This is a genomic window from Erwinia sp. INIA01 (assembly GCF_025947915.1).
In the GTDB taxonomy this organism is placed as follows: Bacteria; Pseudomonadota; Gammaproteobacteria; order Enterobacterales; family Enterobacteriaceae; genus Erwinia; species Erwinia coffeiphila.
Genome location: NZ_JAPDNC010000006.1, coordinates 22,913 through 38,989, shown reverse-complemented (window position 1 = coordinate 38,989; position 16,077 = coordinate 22,913). Strand labels below are relative to the sequence as shown.

Annotated in this window: 14 protein-coding genes; 10 read left to right on the top strand and 4 right to left on the bottom strand. The window is 52.2% G+C overall.

What is annotated here, in order from left to right; all coding sequences use genetic code 11:
- Window positions 1-11 precede the first annotated feature (11 nt).
- From OMR58_RS12155 to OMR58_RS12145, 3 genes are all read right to left on the bottom strand, one after another.
- Complete coding sequence (locus tag OMR58_RS12155; protein ID WP_264546070.1) at window positions 12-2,126, bottom strand: peptidase domain-containing ABC transporter; 2,115 nt, start codon at window positions 2,124-2,126, stop codon at window positions 12-14.
- The gene (locus OMR58_RS12150) at window positions 2,119-3,402 is read right to left on the bottom strand and encodes an HlyD family secretion protein (protein ID WP_264546069.1); all 1,284 of its coding nucleotides are present in this window, start codon (window positions 3,400-3,402) and stop codon (window positions 2,119-2,121) included. Before OMR58_RS12150 ends, OMR58_RS12155 begins: the two co-directional genes overlap by 8 nt.
- Window positions 3,403-3,888: 486 nt before the next feature.
- Window positions 3,889-5,334 carry a VasL domain-containing protein gene (locus OMR58_RS12145; RefSeq protein WP_264546068.1) on the bottom strand — a complete coding sequence of 482 codons (1,446 nt, stop codon included), beginning with the start codon at window positions 5,332-5,334 and terminating at the stop codon, window positions 3,889-3,891.
- 535 nt (window positions 5,335-5,869) lie between these two features.
- On the opposite strand from OMR58_RS12145, the gene OMR58_RS12140 reads away from it, so the two are divergent.
- The 9 genes from OMR58_RS12140 (at window position 5,870) to OMR58_RS12100 (ending at window position 15,033) form a co-directional block, all read left to right on the top strand.
- A complete protein-coding gene (locus OMR58_RS12140; protein WP_200545654.1) occupies window positions 5,870-6,535 on the top strand; it encodes a haloacid dehalogenase type II in 666 nt (221 codons plus the stop codon).
- Between the two features lie 35 nt (window positions 6,536-6,570).
- Window positions 6,571-7,638, top strand: a complete 1,068-nt coding sequence (locus OMR58_RS12135) for a phosphotransferase (protein WP_264546067.1) — start codon at window positions 6,571-6,573, stop codon at window positions 7,636-7,638.
- Complete coding sequence (locus OMR58_RS12130) at window positions 7,635-9,005, top strand: aspartate aminotransferase family protein (protein WP_264546066.1); 1,371 nt, start codon at window positions 7,635-7,637, stop codon at window positions 9,003-9,005. The genes OMR58_RS12135 and OMR58_RS12130 overlap by 4 nt, the downstream gene beginning before the upstream one ends.
- A 7-nt stretch (window positions 9,006-9,012) precedes the next feature.
- Window positions 9,013-9,516 (top strand): Lrp/AsnC family transcriptional regulator, encoded by a 504-nt coding sequence (locus OMR58_RS12125; RefSeq protein WP_105593151.1) that lies wholly within the window; start codon window positions 9,013-9,015, stop codon window positions 9,514-9,516.
- Between the two features lie 61 nt (window positions 9,517-9,577).
- Window positions 9,578-10,144: an RBBP9/YdeN family alpha/beta hydrolase gene (locus OMR58_RS12120; protein ID WP_264546065.1), complete on the top strand. Its 567-nt coding sequence runs from the start codon at window positions 9,578-9,580 to the stop codon at window positions 10,142-10,144.
- Between the two features lie 326 nt (window positions 10,145-10,470).
- Window positions 10,471-11,457, top strand: a complete 987-nt coding sequence (locus tag OMR58_RS12115) for a hypothetical protein (protein ID WP_234471938.1) — start codon at window positions 10,471-10,473, stop codon at window positions 11,455-11,457.
- The gene (locus OMR58_RS12110; protein WP_444861317.1) at window positions 11,454-12,596 is read left to right on the top strand and encodes a BamA/TamA family outer membrane protein; all 1,143 of its coding nucleotides are present in this window, start codon (window positions 11,454-11,456) and stop codon (window positions 12,594-12,596) included. Before OMR58_RS12115 ends, OMR58_RS12110 begins: the two co-directional genes overlap by 4 nt.
- A gap of 92 nt (window positions 12,597-12,688) precedes the next feature.
- Window positions 12,689-13,753 (top strand): DUF4056 domain-containing protein, encoded by a 1,065-nt coding sequence (locus tag OMR58_RS12105; protein ID WP_264546063.1) that lies wholly within the window; start codon window positions 12,689-12,691, stop codon window positions 13,751-13,753.
- 413 nt (window positions 13,754-14,166) lie between these two features.
- The gene (locus tag OMR58_RS12100) at window positions 14,167-15,033 is read left to right on the top strand and encodes a nucleoside-specific channel-forming protein Tsx (RefSeq protein ID WP_105593146.1); all 867 of its coding nucleotides are present in this window, start codon (window positions 14,167-14,169) and stop codon (window positions 15,031-15,033) included.
- Between the two features lie 78 nt (window positions 15,034-15,111).
- Here OMR58_RS12100 and OMR58_RS12095 read toward each other — a convergent pair whose 3' ends face one another.
- On the bottom strand, window positions 15,112-15,447 hold the full coding sequence (locus OMR58_RS12095) for a DUF2002 family protein (protein ID WP_105593145.1): 336 nt from the start codon (window positions 15,445-15,447) through the stop codon (window positions 15,112-15,114).
- A 149-nt stretch (window positions 15,448-15,596) separates the two neighbouring features.
- On the opposite strand from OMR58_RS12095, the gene OMR58_RS12090 reads away from it, so the two are divergent.
- Window positions 15,597-15,920 (top strand): DUF883 family protein, encoded by a 324-nt coding sequence (locus OMR58_RS12090; protein ID WP_200545662.1) that lies wholly within the window; start codon window positions 15,597-15,599, stop codon window positions 15,918-15,920.
- Window positions 15,921-16,077 lie beyond the last annotated feature (157 nt).

Below are 16,077 nucleotides of genomic sequence, written 5' to 3'. Positions count from 1 at the left end.
GGTTCATTCACTCAGCCGGTCATTGGCTGGGAAAGATCGATAATCCTGTCTGCGCTTTCAATGGTCGAAGGACGGTGCGCCACGATAATACGCGTGATATTCAGCGCGACGATTGACGCATTAATCATCTTTTCGTTGTTAACATCAAGGTGGCTGGTCGCTTCATCCATAAACAGCACATTGGGTTTCTGATACAGCGCGCGTGCAATCAGCAGGCGCTGTTTCTGCCCGCCGGAGATCCCGCCCCCCAGCTCGCCGATCATCGTTTCGTATCCCATAGGCATCATCATGATTTCATGGTGAATATTGCACTTCATCGCGCACTCCAGCACCAGTTCCATATCCTGTTCATCATCGAAACCGGCGATGTTATCGGCTATCGAACCGGAAAACAGGCGGTCTTCCTGCAGTACGCAGGCGGTACTGGCGCGGAAGTTATTGATGCCGATTTTATTCACGTCAAAACCGCCGATAAATATTTCGCCGCTGTCCGGCTGCAGCAGGCCAGACATCACTTTTAACAAGGTGGTTTTCCCTATTCCGGAAGTGCCGATCAGCGCCACGGATTCGCCCGGAGCGATGGTGATATTCACATTGGAGAAAATCGGCTTCGACAGCGCATCGTACTGATAGCTGACGTTCTTAATCTCCAGCGACACGCCGACGTTTTCTTCAAATACTTTGCGCACCGGCAGCTCTTTTTCCGGCTCGCTGTAGGCAATTTCGGAAATACGTTCGTTATGTAATGACAGCATCCTCAGCTGGATAGTCAGGTTAATCAACGACGAGGCCCGATCGGCAAACTGCCCGCGGTAGGCGTTGAAGGCCATAAACATCCCAAGGGTCATGTTGTTCTCAATCATCATCATCGCCCCCAGCCACAGAATCACCACCTGATCGAGAGAGTTGATAAAGCTATTCACCCCACCGAACATCATGTCGAATTTCGTCTGCCGTAAGGTGGCGTTACTGGCATCAATGTTGGTATTCAGCCAGTGCTGAGAACGCCGGTGCTTCAGGTTGAGGGATTTGATCGTCGCAATGCCGTACAGCGACTCCATAAAATGCGATCCTGAGCGCGCACGCTTAACGATCAGCTCCTCGTTGATTGCGCGATAGAATTTGTAGGTCGACAGGCGGATCAGGATGTAGCAGAGGGTAAAACCCAGCACCACCAGCACCAGCCAGCCGCCGTACAGGGTCAGCATCACCAGCAGTCCGACCGCCATGATAGTATCCATAATGCCGGTCACAATGCTGCTGGTGAAGGTGGAGCGGATAGTATCAAGCGAGCTGAAGCGCGACTGAATATCCCCCAGTTTCCGCTTTTCAAAGAACGAGAGCTGCAGGCTAAGCAGGTGATCGAAGAAGCTGGTCTTCCACTGAATATCGGTATAGGTATCCAGCTTTAGCGACACCCACGCGCGGATCATACTGACAAAGGTTTTGAAGATGGTGAAGAAGATCAGCCCGATACAGATCACCAGCAGCAGGTTGTGATCGCGGGGCGGGATCACATGGTCGGTGACCATCTGGGTGCCCATCGGCAGCAGCAGGTTAACCATTTCAATGACGATCGACAGCATAAAGATTTTGGTTAACGCCGGCTTCAGGCCGACGATGCTGTGCATCAGATCCGCCAGACTGATCCGCGATCGCAGCGTCTCTTTCTTAAAATGGCTGTCGGGCCAGACTTCTAAAGCGATACCGGAAAAGTTTTCAGACATCTCCTTCTTCTGCACCACTCGTCTGCCCATCGCCGGATCGTTAATCACATAGCGATTACCTTTTACCGCCACCAGCACCACAAAGTGATTCAGCGACCAGTGCAGCACGCAGGGCAGCCTGAGCTCTTTTATCTCCTCCAGCTCAAGGGACAGCGCGCGGCTTTTCATTCCCACCTCGCGGGCAACCTTATCCAGCACGTTCAGGGTGGCTCCCTGCGAGGAAGATCCGTAGCGATTGCGGAAGTTAAACAGATCGATATCTTTGCCGTAGTAGCCGCAAATCATTGCCAGGCAGGAATTACCGCATTCCGTGGCCTCGGACTGAATAACCACCGGAACCTTACTGCGGATTGAAAAATTAATGCGTTTATAAATCTGATCAAGTACGTTTTTATTCATCACCCGGTCCCTTTAGGCTTTGCACAATTTTATATACTGGCGAGAACAACCACATGTAGAGCGGGCGCTCTTCCATAAACACCACGCTCCTCGCCTTCAGGCCGTTGGCGAGCACTAATTTTCTTTCCTTATAGATAAACTCTTTGTCTTTAATATCCACGATGGTTTTATACAGCGTGACCGGAGTATCGGAGTTCGCTGCGGGATTATTGAGATCGCTTAATTCCCGGCGGGTGGCGGGCATGGATGAGATCGAGATGATTTTTCCGGAAAACTGACCGAACTTATCGGAAGGGAACGCGTCGTAGCGGATATTGACCACATCCCCGGGTTTGACATACGGCAGGCTGGTATCCGGCAGCCACAGCATCAGATAATACTTCACACCGTGGGTCTGTTTAATCTGTGCCAGGCTGCTGCCGGCTTCAACCATCTGTCCTGGCGTGGCGGCAATCGACTCCAGACGACCATCAATGGTGGATTTGATCATAATCGTACCGTTGGCGCTGTTTTCCACCAGTTGGGTACGATAGTCATTCAGCTGGTTGTACTGGCTGGAGATTTGGTTATCGATATCGGACGATTTCACCGTCAGGTCACTGCGTAACTGAGTGATTTGCAGTTCCAGCTGCATCTTTTGCGAGGACAAAGACTGGTAGGTATTCTGCTGCTGGACATACAGCGAGTGCTGACCGTTGTACTGATCTTTGGTGATTAATCCCTGCTTAAGATAGCCGCTGTAGCCCTCCAGCGTGCGCTCCATATCCGCCAGGCCGCGCTTTGCCGCCACCAGCATGTCATCCGTCTCTTTGAGTGAATTTTCGTAACGCGTAATCTGCTGCTGGGTGGTTTTAAGAAAATCTTCCTTATTTTCTTTCAGCTTCCCGATGATCTCTTCCGCATTGGTGATCTTTTCCTGCACCATGGAAATACTGGCATCGCTAACGTTACCGACGCTGGTTGTCCTGGATACATCCAGCTCGAACAGCACGGTCCCCCTGGTGACGGTATCTCCTACCTGAACAAACTGTCGCAGGATGTACCCCTGCTGCGGTGAAGAGATATTTAAAGGATGGGGTAAGGTAATGACCTCTCCGTCAACGTCAATACGCTGGGTAAAGCTGAAGAAACACAGTATGGCAATCGCAAGCGCCAGAAATGTCATACAGCACGCGGTAATAACAACGGATGAAACGCCCCTCAGTAAAATGACCCGACCGTTCCAGTAACTTTTCTGGTGGTCTACGGCTTCCTGCCTGAATAATTTTCGACTCATTAACACTCAACCCTGATTTTAAGAATTTCCGAATCCTTCGGTTTGCAGTCAATATTAACCGGATAACACAGTTGTTTCCCCATCACAAAATCATCCTAAAGAACCAATTAACGCCTGCTTCAGGATGGTTAATTTACCGAAATATTATATTTAACTTGACTCACAAATAGAAACGCATCCCTTCCACAAGATTTAAAAATCGTTCATTTGAATAAGGACATCGTGTAGTTCGGTTTTTGTGGGGCGTGAATGATATGCCTCCCTTCCGCCGTTTACAAGTCAGGCAAAAATACTTCTGCATAAATAATAATACATCCATAAATACGCTATTGAGCGAGAAGGTTAGAAACACCTGCGCAGATTTTTAATTAACGTAAAAAACGCATTGTTAACAATTAAGGTAAAACATCGAAAACCTCGTGAGATTTATCCCAATTCATCAGAGGATGAAATTGGGATAATCGTATTCGCCACAATGGATAACAGTTACTCCCCCTTTGCTGTCGGCTTAATCTGCCGCACCTGGGACGCTTTTCCGCTAAGCAAAACATATCTTTTTTGCAGCCGATCGAGGGCCATTTCAACCTGCCTGTGCTGTAAATCCGGCGAATCCGCCTCAAACTGGCGCAGCAGTTCCTCAACGGGCGGTGCGCGGTTAAAATCCTGAGTAATAGCAAAAACGTCTGATTTCAGTTGGCTGACGGTCATATATTTACCGCGCTTTTCATCCAGACCGTTCAGGCGCTCGGCCAACTGCTGCAGCTTGAGCATTGCCTGATGCCAGTTACTCAGCGCCGCCAGCGGTACCGCATTGTTTTCCATCTGCTGCTGCCACGTCTGCTGCATCTGTAACACCGCAGGATTGCCCGGCCACAGCGCCAAGCCCTGAGTCATTAATTGCTGACTATATTGCTCAGGCCAGCCCGGAGGCAGCGACATTAACCACTTAAGCTGCTTCTGCATCTTATCCGTATGGCGATCCGCCTGCGGCACGGACTGCCGAAGTTCACTCAGCTGTTGCTCCGTCAGCCGCTCGGGCAATGGTGTCAACGAGGCTGAGAACTGCTGATGTGCCGCAGAAGGCCGGGTAAAACTGTGCCAGCCCCACAGCAGCAGCCCACCTATCAGCAGCGCGCTGGCCATCCCGGCGAGAAATGCGCGCCGCGAACGGCCTCGGAACAGCTTACCGTCAGGGCGCAAGGCGACGGGGAGCGGCCCGGAATCGCCAGGTGATGTGCTATTCAAAGCGCCCGGATACGTTCCTGAACGCTCACCTGCCGAGCCAGCGGCCTCAGAAGGAGCTGGATGCACGACGTAAATACGCGGACCGGATGCGGCAAGGCTCTCTAATGATTCGGAGAGAACGGCCTGCGGAGGAAGTATCACCGGCGAGTCGGGGATTTCAGCATGCGGTGCATTCTCAAGACGGGTAATCGCCTGCCCAACCAGCTGCTGTAAGGCATCCAGTCGGCTGGCCTGCTTCAGCTCATGCCGCGCCAGCACCTCCATCAGTGCGTTCAGGCTTTTTTCGGTCTGGTAGAGCAAAGCCAGATCGTCGCGATCCACCAGCGGCAGCGTTCGAAAGGCTTTCTGCAATCGCTGATTCATCGCGGTAATTATTTCCATCCGGTTATGTGTGCTGCCGGGCCACATCACGGACCACTGATAGGTACTTAACGCATTTATCAGCGCCAGACCTTCATTAATGCCCACCAGCCCGGCAAGATGCGTTCGTGCCAACAAATACCAGGCGGCAGTCTGTAATTCAACACCGTTGCTTTCGAACAGTTTCAGGCAAAGGGATTCCGCATATTTCCAGTCCACATCGGGCCGGGCGGGATGAGACAGCTTCATTAATTCTTCACGCAGCGCAATATAATCCGGGAGTGCACGCGGATCGCCGCCTGTTCTGAGATGTTTGTCCTTTTTCACCAGTTTTGTTCCATCAAATATAGGGAGGATTCATAGCCGGGTTGCTACCGGATTAATTTAACATCAATAATCTGGCAATGCTCGAATTTGCTGCCACCGGTAAAAAGTCTTAAGCCACGGTAACATTCCAATAACGAACCGGAATAAGATGGCTAATATTTATTGTGATAAGGCAGACAAAAACACACCCTGTTTTAGATGGCTATAATTCCACATCGATAAATGAAAATTGAAAAGCCAAATTACTGACCTCCCCACTATTTTCATATTCATTCATCGCCACCTTTCTTATTGCCCTCTGTTTCTACTTAATCCAACAACGTTACCCGAACGTCTGGCTGAATTGCGCCATCACAACCGCCACAGCTGCCGGTTCAATACTCCCGATGCAACAATGTAATAATGACGAAAATCAAAAATGCTGAGAGTGGCTGAGAATGGAGAATTTCTTGCCCGATTTCTGCGATTTTATGAATTTTTGTGTTCGGACGGAGCGATATACTTTTTTAATCGAACACACAACAGGGTTAATACAATGATTTTTAAGCCAAAATTTATCAGTTTTGATTGTTACGGCACGCTTATTAATTTTGAAATGGGGCCGACCGCAAAGGGACTTTTTGCCGGGCGCGTTGCGGAGCAGCAGATGCCCGCCTTTCTCGACAGCTTCCGCTTTTATCGTCTGGATGAAGTGTTAGGTGACTGGAAGCCGTTTTTGCAGGTGGTCGAAAATGCCATCCAGCGGGCATGCCGGGCGCATAACGTTGAATACCGTTCCTCCGACGCGCTGGCGCTGTATAACGCGGTGAAAACCTGGCAGCCTCATCCTCACGTAGTCGAAACGCTGGAGCGGATTGCCCGGCATATCCCTCTGGTGATCCTGTCGAATTCGATGGTCGACCTTATTCCACACAGCATCGCCCACCTTAAAGCCCCCTTCCACGCCGTCTATACCGCAGAAGAGGCGCGTGCCTACAAACCGCGCGCGCAAATCTTCGAATACATGTTCGATCGGCTGGGCTGTGGGCCGGAAGAGATGATGCACTGCTCTTCCAGCTTCCGCTATGACCTGATGACGGCCTGCGATCTTGGCTTTATGGCGAAGGCATTTATCGATCGCGGACATGAACCCAGCGTTGACGGTTACGACGTCAGCCGGATAACCGATTTCCGTCAGCTTGCTGGCCTGCTGGGCCTGTGATCCTTACCGGGAAACCGCATGACGAAGAGAGGAAAATGATGTTGAAAGAACATTCATCCGGGGCTGCCGCACTCAATACTGCAGCGCCCGCCGTCTCTCTTTCAGAGATACAGTCGGTGGTGGCTGCTCGGTATGGTATCGAGGGCACGGCCCGGTTGCTAACCGCCGAACGCGATCAGAACTGCTGCATCGAACAGGGAAACGGGAACCGCTATGTCTTTAAGATCAGCAATCCATCTGAATCTGCATCAGTTGTAGATTTCCAGATTGCTGCCTTAAACCATATTGCAGGCGCCTCACCGGATCTGCCCATCCCGCGCGTCGTGCCGACGCTGGCCGGTCATTCCTGTGAAAACGTAACGTGGCGTGACGGATCGATCACCCTCGTACGGATGCTAAGCTATCTGGATGGGGTACAGATAAAGGAAACGGAACGCACCCCCGGGCAGCGTCGCTCCATGGCAACCTGCCTGGCCCAGCTCAATCTGGCTTTGCACGGATTCTCGCATTCTGCTGCCAGCCACGATCTGCTGTGGAACGTCTCGGCAGCTCATCGCCTCAACGAGCAGTTGGAAAGCGTCATCCATCCCGATCGCCGCAGGCTTGCCGAAGAGTTCATGAGACGTTTTAAGCAGCATGTTCTGCCCTCTCTTCTCGCGCTCAGATCCCAGGTGATACATAACGATTTCCACCTCTATAACGTCCTCGTCGCCCCGGAAGAGCCGGATCGCATCAGCGGGATTATTGATTTCGGCGATCTGTTATACGCGCCGCTGGTTGGCGAAGTGGCTACCGCGGCGGCTTTCCATATGGCGGGCTGTGCCGATCCGTTCGAAGGGCCTGCCGAATTCGTGGGAGCCTATCATCGCACGCTGGCACTTACCGAGCCTGAGCAGGAGATCGTGACCGACCTGATGGCAACCCGCCATCTTATTACCGCCCTGATTTCGGAGTGGCGCGCTGCGCGCTACCCCCATAATCGCGACTATATCCTGCGCCACAATCCCGCCGCCTGGGAAGCCCTGGCACAAATGGCAGAGATTTCCCGCAATAACGCGCGCGATCGGCTGCTGTCTGAAATCCGAAATGGGAGAAATAAATGAAAAGCACCACTGACCTGAATATGGTGAATGCCTATATCCCCGGCCGTGCTGACGTCGGCGCATCGACCACCGCAATGATACAGCGCCGCGATGCGCTACTGGGCCCGGCCTACCGTCTGATGTATGAACATCCTCTGCATATTGTGCGCGGCGAAGGCGCATGGTTGATTGATGCCGACGGCCGCCGCTTCCTGGACGTTTACAACAACGTGACCTCACTGGGCCATTGCCACCCAGCGGTCAGCGAGGCGATTTGCAGGCAGGTTCAGACCCTGGCGACCAATACCCGCTATCTGCACGACACGATCCTTGAACTGGCCGAGCGTCTGCTGGCGACGGTTCCTGAAACCTCACTGGCTCACCTGATGCTGACCTGCACGGGCAGCGAGGCGAACGACCTCGCGTACCGCATCGCTAAGATGCGCACCGACGGAAGCGGGATTATCGTCACCGAAACGGCCTACCATGGTATTACCGACGCGGTTTCTCAGTTCTCACCGTCGCTCGGGACCTCGGTTGATCTTGGCCCTCACGTACGGCTGATCCCCGCCCCCTGCCATTATCATGCTGAAGGCGTCGATCTGAATGAACGCTTCACGCAGGATGTTGAAGCCGCCATCGCTGATTTGCAGCGCCACGGTATTAAGCCCGCTATGCTGATTGTCGATTCGCTCTTCACCAGTGACGGTATTCTTCCGGGTCCGGCAGGCTTTCTGAAAGGTGCCGTCGAGGCAATTAAACGCGCTGGCGGTCTGTTTATTGCCGATGAGGTACAGCCTGGATTTGGACGAACGGGTGAACATATGTGGGGCTTCCAGCGCCACGGCGTCATTCCTGACATCGTTACCTTGGGCAAACCGATGGGCAACGGCCAGCCGATTGCCGGTCTGTTGGCCACAGCCGACGTGCTGGAAGAGTTCGGCCAACGCTCCCGTTACTTCAATACCTTTGCAGGCAATACCGTCTCCTGCGCTGCGGCCTTAGCCGTATTGCAGACCATCGAACGTGAAGGGCTGATAGACCATGCCCGCAAGGTGGGTAAGGTTCTGCTGGATGGTATTATCGAACTTCAGGCGCGGCATCCGGCAATTGGCGACGTACGTGGCGCCGGTCTTTTTGTCGGCGTGGAGCTGGTATCCGATCGCCTCACGCGTACCCCGGATCGCTGGCTGACCAGCCAGGTGGTGAACCGGATGCGCCAGCAGGGGATACTGCTAAGCGCCTGCGCAAAAGGGCACAACGTGCTCAAAATCCGCCCACCGCTGATCCTGAGCGAGGAGCAGGCGGCCATGGTCATCAGGGCGCTTGACCAGGCGCTGACGGAAGCCGCCGCCGCTCGCACCGGGCAGTTAAATCCTGTGGTATAGTCCTTCTATGTCAAATTCAAAATCCCTGGACCTCGCCGACCTCAGAATACTCGAGCATCTTCAGCGCGAGGGACGCTGTTCGAACCTGGAGCTGGCTGAGGCGATAAGCCTCAGCCCCAGCCCGTGTTTAACGCGGACCAAACGGCTGGAACAAAGCGGCGTTATCACAGGCTACAGCGCTAAAATCGCCCTGGATAAGCTGGGCAGCAACGTCGTGGTGTTTTCTGAGATCACCCTCAGTAGCCACTACCCCGCTGACTTCCGAAAGTTCGAGATGGGCGCAAGCAAGTATCGGGAAATCGTGGAGTGCTACAACGTGAGTGGCGGTTACGATTATCTGCTGAAGATCATCGCGCCTAACATTGCCCTTTTTCAGGATCTGATGGATCGTTTGCTCGAGGATGAAATCGGCATTGATAAGTTCGCCAGCCGCATTGTTTTGCGCCAGCCTTATCAGCAACGTGCTGAACCATTACTGGTGATTGCGAAAGGTAAATCGAGTTGGAAGTGAGTTCGCTACATTATCTCGCTATGCTGTAGAACGAATTCCACCGTTCAGGAGCAAAAAGCGAATGGCATCACCCCGCTTATTTATTATTCACGGTTACACGGCAGGCCCGCACCACCACTGGTTTGACTGGCTTAAAGCGGAAGCCGAAGCGCTGGGCATGACGGTTACCGTACCGGCGCTACCGGATTCACAGCATCCCGAAAAGGAAGCATGGCAGACCGCGCTGGCGGAATGTGTCGGCGAGGTGGACAACCAAACCTGGTTCGTTGGCCACAGCCTGGGCTGCATTACCGCCCTGCGCTACCTGAATCAGCAGCCCGCCGGACAGGATGCCGGCGGCGTCATTATGGTCGCGGGTTTCAGTGAAGCGGTGCCCCCACTGCCCGAGCTGGACACCTTTATGTCGGTGCCGTTCGATGCCAACCGTGTTGTTCAACGGGTGCCACACCGCGCGGTAATCGCATCACTCAACGACGATATTGTTCCTCCCGTACTCTCGCTGCGCTTCAGTCAGCAGCTCAACGCCCCTTTCTACGCGCTACCCGACTGCGGACATTTCCTTAGCCGTAACGGTATGACCGAACTGCCGTTGGTTTTGCAACTACTGAGCCAGTTTATTAAGGAATGATGTTCGCCCGGTGCCGGAACAACCGCTCGTCGTTTTATTCCGGCATCATTTCCTGAAACAGACTGAAAACATCCCCCGGAATTATATTTAAGACTTAGACTAATCATTTAGAATTAATAAAATAAAACCATGGGGATTTATTTTTAAAAAAATCATAAAACTATAACCAGTCGCATTTTCTGTTTTAATAAATTACGTATTATTAAATTATGATGCGTCCTTTATTGCATATATTGCATAGCCTCAAATGGAATGGAACTATGAGAAAGGTTTACTGCAGGGAAGCGTATACGCTTTGCGGTATTTTGTTGTGCTCAGCACCCGTCATGGTCACACAAGCCGCCGTACCCATTATGGAAAAAGATGCACCTTCTTACGATTATCACAGCGACCCACTAACCCCCTCGGTGGTAACCACCACGCCGCCCAGGGAGCGAGCCCCGGACCTTTTTGGTGAAACAACCGGCCCTCTGCCTTTCTTTGGTAAGGAATTACGTGAGCGCGGTTACGATCTGCCCGATCCTTATGGTATTGGTTACAACCATATGGATATTCATCAGAATATCAAAGTTAAGAGTATCGATTTCTCCAATCTGAAAATCCCCAGCTTGTTTCCCGGAATGACCCCGATCCCGGTCGATAATATGTTTAATATTCTCGTCGGGCACACTCGTGAAAAAAGTAAAACCGATACGGCCAGGCTGGACATGTGGCTGTTTCCGTTTATGAATGTATACGGCATTGTCGGGCACACCAAAGGGCGCTCCGTTTCCAGCGTCAGTGCCTGCATTACGGATGCAGGCTGCCCGCCAGAGCTGAAGGATCTGGATTTCACGCTGAAATTTAAAGGCACCACCTGGGGCGGCGGCACCACGCTGGCCTACGGTTATCATGACTGGTTCGGTACCATGGACTTCAACTATACCGAAACGCATTTTGACATTCTGGACGGTAATATTTCTGCGTTTACCTTTACTCCACGCGTCGGTTATCGCTTTACCGTACCCGGTGTAGAGAGATTCTCCATTCCGGTTACCCATGCCAGCCTGTGGGTGGGCACGATGTATCAGGATGTCGATCAGGACTTCAGGGGGAATATCAGCGACCTGCATATGCCAGCGCAGCTCAGCAGCCTGGTCAACTTCGTTAACGCCGATGATAAAGGGCGTTTCCGGGTTAAGCAGCATCTTAAATCACCGTGGAATATTCTGGTCGGCGGGCAGTATGAGCTAACCCGAAACTTTAATATCACCAGTGAAGTGGGCTTTTCCAACCGTAACAGCTTTATGGTCGGCGGAGAGTTTCGTTTCTGAATATGCAGTTTAAAACCTTCCTGCTCTGTGGCCTGATGACTCTACCCTCCGTAAGTCAGGCCAACGTATTCCCCAACCGGGAAAAAATCGACCGATTTCTGAATAAATTGGGGGCGGACCGTAAAGCCGACATGCGTAAAACCATTGACTGGGGAATTGTTCCCGGCCCTTTTTATACCCCGGAACTGGGCGTCGGCGTCGGGGTGGCGGCGGTCGGTCTTTACCGGCCGGACGACCGCCAGCGCGATACGCCGCTCTCCTCACTCTCCTTTACCGGATTTGCCAGCTCTACAGGTGCCTTCGGCATCGGCTATGAGAATTACACCTTTATCGATAATGACAGCTGGCGTTTTTACCTGTCCGGCGACCTCAGCCGCAGACCGCTGCACTACTGGGGAGAGGGATACCACGCCGGACGAAAACAGCGTGGAAAGCAGTCCTACGACTCAACAAAATTGAGCGGCGTGCCACGCATACTCTATCAGTTGGCTAACCATACTTACGCCGGCGTTGGCTGGTCATTCTCCTATGAAGGCGCGTCATCACTGCAGCACAAAACCAATGGCAGTTTCTATCAACAGGATGAGTCACGCCATATCTTCAGCTCAGGAGCCAGCGTGCTGTTTAGCTATGACTCTCGCGATTTTGTGGCGAATCCGTCGCGCGGTCAGGTGCTGAACCTGTCATGGACCCGCTACAGTCCGGCGATTGCCAGCGATAATCGTTTTGATGCTTTAGACGCGCAGTACAACCTTTACCATGCCATAAATAGCACCAACCTGCTGGCCTGGGAGGTCTACAGTCGTTTTACCAGCGGACACGTCCCCTGGACGATGCAGTCGCTGCTGGGGGACAGTCATCATCTGCGCGGCTACTACGAAGGGCGATATCGTAATCGTAATATGCTGACCAGCCAGCTGGAATGGCGCAAAAAACTCAGCTGGCGTCACGGCGTTGTGGCATGGCTGGGTGCCGGTAGTATGTCGGACAAACCGAGTGAAGTTCTTGACGGGCACTGGCTGCCGTCTGTCGGGGCCGGATACCGCTTTGAGTTTAAGAAAAATATGAACATCCGCCTTGATTATGGCCTTGGCCAACACAGTTCAGGTTTTTACTTCCAGGTCGGGGAGGCGTTTTGATCTTCCGCTTTATCGGCCTGTTACTGCTACTGTTGCCATTCATTTTTTTCGCCGACGGCCAGGCTCAGCAACCTGATGATCCGATAATTCCCATGGCCGATCTCAGCCTTCCGGCAGGTCAGTCACCGCAGGTTTGGTTGTTGACGCGCCCACTGCCGCAGCCGGACGGCCTGAGGCCATGCTGTGCTTTCGGCTATAGCCTTAAAGTGAAACTTTTTGGCATGCCGGTGCCGTGGTATCAGGTCGATAACGTGGTTGCCCCGACAGACACCGGCAAGCACCACTTCAATCCGGGTGTAATGGACATGTTAAGCACGCTGAGTGGCCTGAACAGCGAACATAACGGCCTCGTCTACACGCGGCGGGGCGGCTTCATCGATCTGGCCCATCTGCGCGACAGTGCTGATAACACGATATGGCTGTTCAGCCATATCTGGCCCCGGATAGGCCAGGCAACAACGCTGAAACTGGGCGATGAGTTAGGTGAGCGCGAAATCCAGCTGTTTTCCTATCCCCCACCGGCCAGTGCCACTGAGCGTTACAGGCTGGCAGTATTCCTGGCAGCGCATCTGGCATTTGAACTTGCCGCATGGCACGAGGTGGCACAGTGGTATGGATTTGAATCAGTGAAGGGATTTTCCGAAGGCGTTTCCGCTTTTTCTCCGGAAGACCTCTATTCCAATCAGCTCGGTGCCCGCGTGGCGATCGATTTACTCAATGCGGGAGGTGGCGCATCACTGTCTCGCTATCAGTACGCCATGCGCACGATGATCCCGCAGGCGCTGGAACAGCTTGAGGCAGAGCCTCCCGCCGCAACGCGCTTTCACTTCGATATGCTCGATCGTCTCTGGTGGAACAGTGCCTGTCGCCTGCCGGATAAATTTCTGCTGCGCTACCGTAATTATGACGTTAGCGAACGGCGGCTGCCGTCACGTGCACCGGAAAGTGTTCCTCCGCTCTGGCTGACGTTGCCCGACCGCTTTAACGGCGTTGAGCTTTCCCACTTTGGCCGCCTTGAAATACGCCCCGGGCGCTCAATGGCTCGCCTGCCTGCACCGGTTTCACGCTACCTGTTTTCTGATTTCCCCGCACTGGCCAGGGAGGCAAAAAAAGCCGATTTACAGCATTTGGCCAATTTACATTACCGCTGCAATTGAGCAAAAAACCACCTTTCACGCCGAAAAGCCATAATCAAAAGTTATATTTCATTTCAATTTTTAACCTCAGCACATCAGCCTTTTTTTCTACCGGCGATCCCCTTTTCTAAAACTCGCCACAGGCAAACGTTTAACTGCTGATTTAATGAGCTAACTGGCACTAAAACGTAAAGTTCCCTAATCCCACACACATTTGTGTGACATTCATCACACTTTAGCTGACTTGAAATGAAACAGAATTTGACAAGTGTGAGCAATCTCTATTTCCTAATGGCCGGATAACGGCACACTGCCGCAACATTACTGATGGGGATTTTCGTCAATTGCGGCGGTACCCGTTTTGAAGGCTTTACTAACCCAACCTGACCCTCGCGCTGGCTGCGGAGGATGGTCTCTGAGCATGTGGTAATATAATGAAATATAAAATTATGATGGCTGGTGCACTGGCAGCGTTGTCTTATACCAACGTCTCTTTCGCTGATTCGAGCAGCCCTGAATACGTTTCCGACTGGTGGCACCAGAGTGTTAACGTTGTTGGAAGCTACCACACCCGTTTCGGACCGCAGCTGAACAACGATGTTTACCTGGAATATGAAGCCTTCGCGAAAAAAGACTGGTTTGATTTCTACGGCTATATCGATGTGCCTAAATTCTTCGGCGTGGGCAACGGCAACGATAAAGGTGCCTGGGATAACGGTTCTCCATTCTTTATGGAAATTGAGCCACGCTTCTCTATCGATAAGCTGACCGGCGTTAATCTGGGCTTTGGTCCGTTTAAAGAGTGGTATTTCGCTAACAACTATATCTACGATATGGGCGACAACCGCGCAAACCGCCAGAACACCTGGTATATGGGTCTGGGTACCGATATCGATACGCATTCAGATGTTGGCCTGTCACTGAACGTTTACGCAAAATATCAGTGGGCGAACTACGGTGCCGCGAACGAAAATGAGTGGGATGGCTATCGCTTCAAGGTGAAATACTTTGTGCCGATCACCAGTCTGTGGGGCGGTAACCTGAGCTATATCGGTTTCACCAACTTTGACTGGGGCTCCGATCTGGGCGATAACTCTGCGCCTGCGCGTACCAGCAACTCCATCGCCTCCAGCCACATTCTGTCACTGGGTTACGATCACTGGCACTACTCGTTCGTGGCGCGTTACTTCCACAACGGCGGCCAGTGGAACGATGGCACCGAGCTGAACTTCGGCAACGGTCCGTTCCACGTCAAATCCAACGGCTTTGGCTACTACCTGGTTGTGGGTTATAACTTCTGATTGTGGCAAAAACGTACTGAATTCCTAATGCGCCTGCGGGCGCATTTTTTTGCGCGATTTCAGCATCCGGCGGGGAAATCAGTCAAACATCCGTTCCAGATAGCGCTCCAGCGCGGCGCGCGAGCTGAATCCGTAGGGAATCCCGTAGTGATCGTTTGTGTCGCCCACCAGATACATGGGAAAGCGGACGTAATGTTCGCAGGTTTTTATATCCGATGCCGGTACCGCAATCGCCTGGCTTTTCTCTTTCAGTGTCGGATGGATAACCAGCGCCGTACGACCTAAACGCGCCTCACGATTAACATAGACGTAGTTTTCACCCCGACTGTAACCGTAGCTTTTGGCAGTGACCGTATCCATCTCAAATCCCGCCTTTTCCAGTACGCGAGCTACCTCATCAGGTCGTAAATACATGCTTTTTCCTCTGTGTCTGCAAACCCCGCAACCTTACCTCAGGCCACATAGTCAGTGCTTTCGGAATAATCCAAAACGCAGGTTTTCAGCGTTACGGATTTTTAGCCTGTCCTATACTTAATAGTACATTTCAGAATTAGGGAGCGAAAATGTTCAACCGGACAGCGAAAAATAACGATATTGACCTGAGTGAAGATGTATCACTGCTGGCAGATACGCTTGATGACCTGCTGAAATCCTACGGCAGTAAAGCTAAGGATGACGTGGAAGGTGCCAAAAGCCGTGCTGAAACACTGCTAAAAGAGACTCGTGCCAAACTACAGGGGCATAATCGGGTGACTCAGGCAGCGAGAGATGCAGGTGCTCAGGTTGACACTTACGTGCGTGATAAACCCTGGCACGGCGTGGGGATCGGTACCGCTCTCGGCGTGCTGATCGGCGCATTAATCACCACTAGCACAACCCGCCGTTAGTACCGTTTACTTTTTGAACAAATGCTCACAGATCACAGTGTGGGCATTTTTTTTATCTGCACAAAACCTTGTGGCGTAAGGCTTGTGAGCATGTTGACTAAATAAATACGCTTTTCCTATATCTTGTGTGGTTGCTTTTTAAGGCCACTATATCTAG

What these genes read in the sequence shown, in the direction of transcription:
- OMR58_RS12155 (WP_264546070.1), bottom strand. Translation starts at nt 2,126, where the DNA reads ATGAATAAAAACGTACTTGATCAGATTTATAAACGCATTAATTTTTCA.
- OMR58_RS12150 (WP_264546069.1), bottom strand. Translation starts at nt 3,402, where the DNA reads ATGAGTCGAAAATTATTCAGGCAGGAAGCCGTAGACCACCAGAAAAGT.
- OMR58_RS12140 (WP_200545654.1), top strand. Translation starts at nt 5,870, where the DNA reads ATGATTTTTAAGCCAAAATTTATCAGTTTTGATTGTTACGGCACGCTT.
- OMR58_RS12135 (WP_264546067.1), top strand. Translation starts at nt 6,571, where the DNA reads ATGATGTTGAAAGAACATTCATCCGGGGCTGCCGCACTCAATACTGCA.
- OMR58_RS12130 (WP_264546066.1), top strand. Translation starts at nt 7,635, where the DNA reads ATGAAAAGCACCACTGACCTGAATATGGTGAATGCCTATATCCCCGGC.
- OMR58_RS12125 (WP_105593151.1), top strand. Translation starts at nt 9,013, where the DNA reads ATGTCAAATTCAAAATCCCTGGACCTCGCCGACCTCAGAATACTCGAG.
- OMR58_RS12120 (WP_264546065.1), top strand. Translation starts at nt 9,578, where the DNA reads ATGGCATCACCCCGCTTATTTATTATTCACGGTTACACGGCAGGCCCG.
- OMR58_RS12115 (WP_234471938.1), top strand. Translation starts at nt 10,471, where the DNA reads ATGGTCACACAAGCCGCCGTACCCATTATGGAAAAAGATGCACCTTCT.
- OMR58_RS12105 (WP_264546063.1), top strand. Translation starts at nt 12,689, where the DNA reads ATGGCCGATCTCAGCCTTCCGGCAGGTCAGTCACCGCAGGTTTGGTTG.
- OMR58_RS12100 (WP_105593146.1), top strand. Translation starts at nt 14,167, where the DNA reads ATGAAATATAAAATTATGATGGCTGGTGCACTGGCAGCGTTGTCTTAT.
- OMR58_RS12095 (WP_105593145.1), bottom strand. Translation starts at nt 15,447, where the DNA reads ATGTATTTACGACCTGATGAGGTAGCTCGCGTACTGGAAAAGGCGGGA.
- OMR58_RS12090 (WP_200545662.1), top strand. Translation starts at nt 15,597, where the DNA reads ATGTTCAACCGGACAGCGAAAAATAACGATATTGACCTGAGTGAAGAT.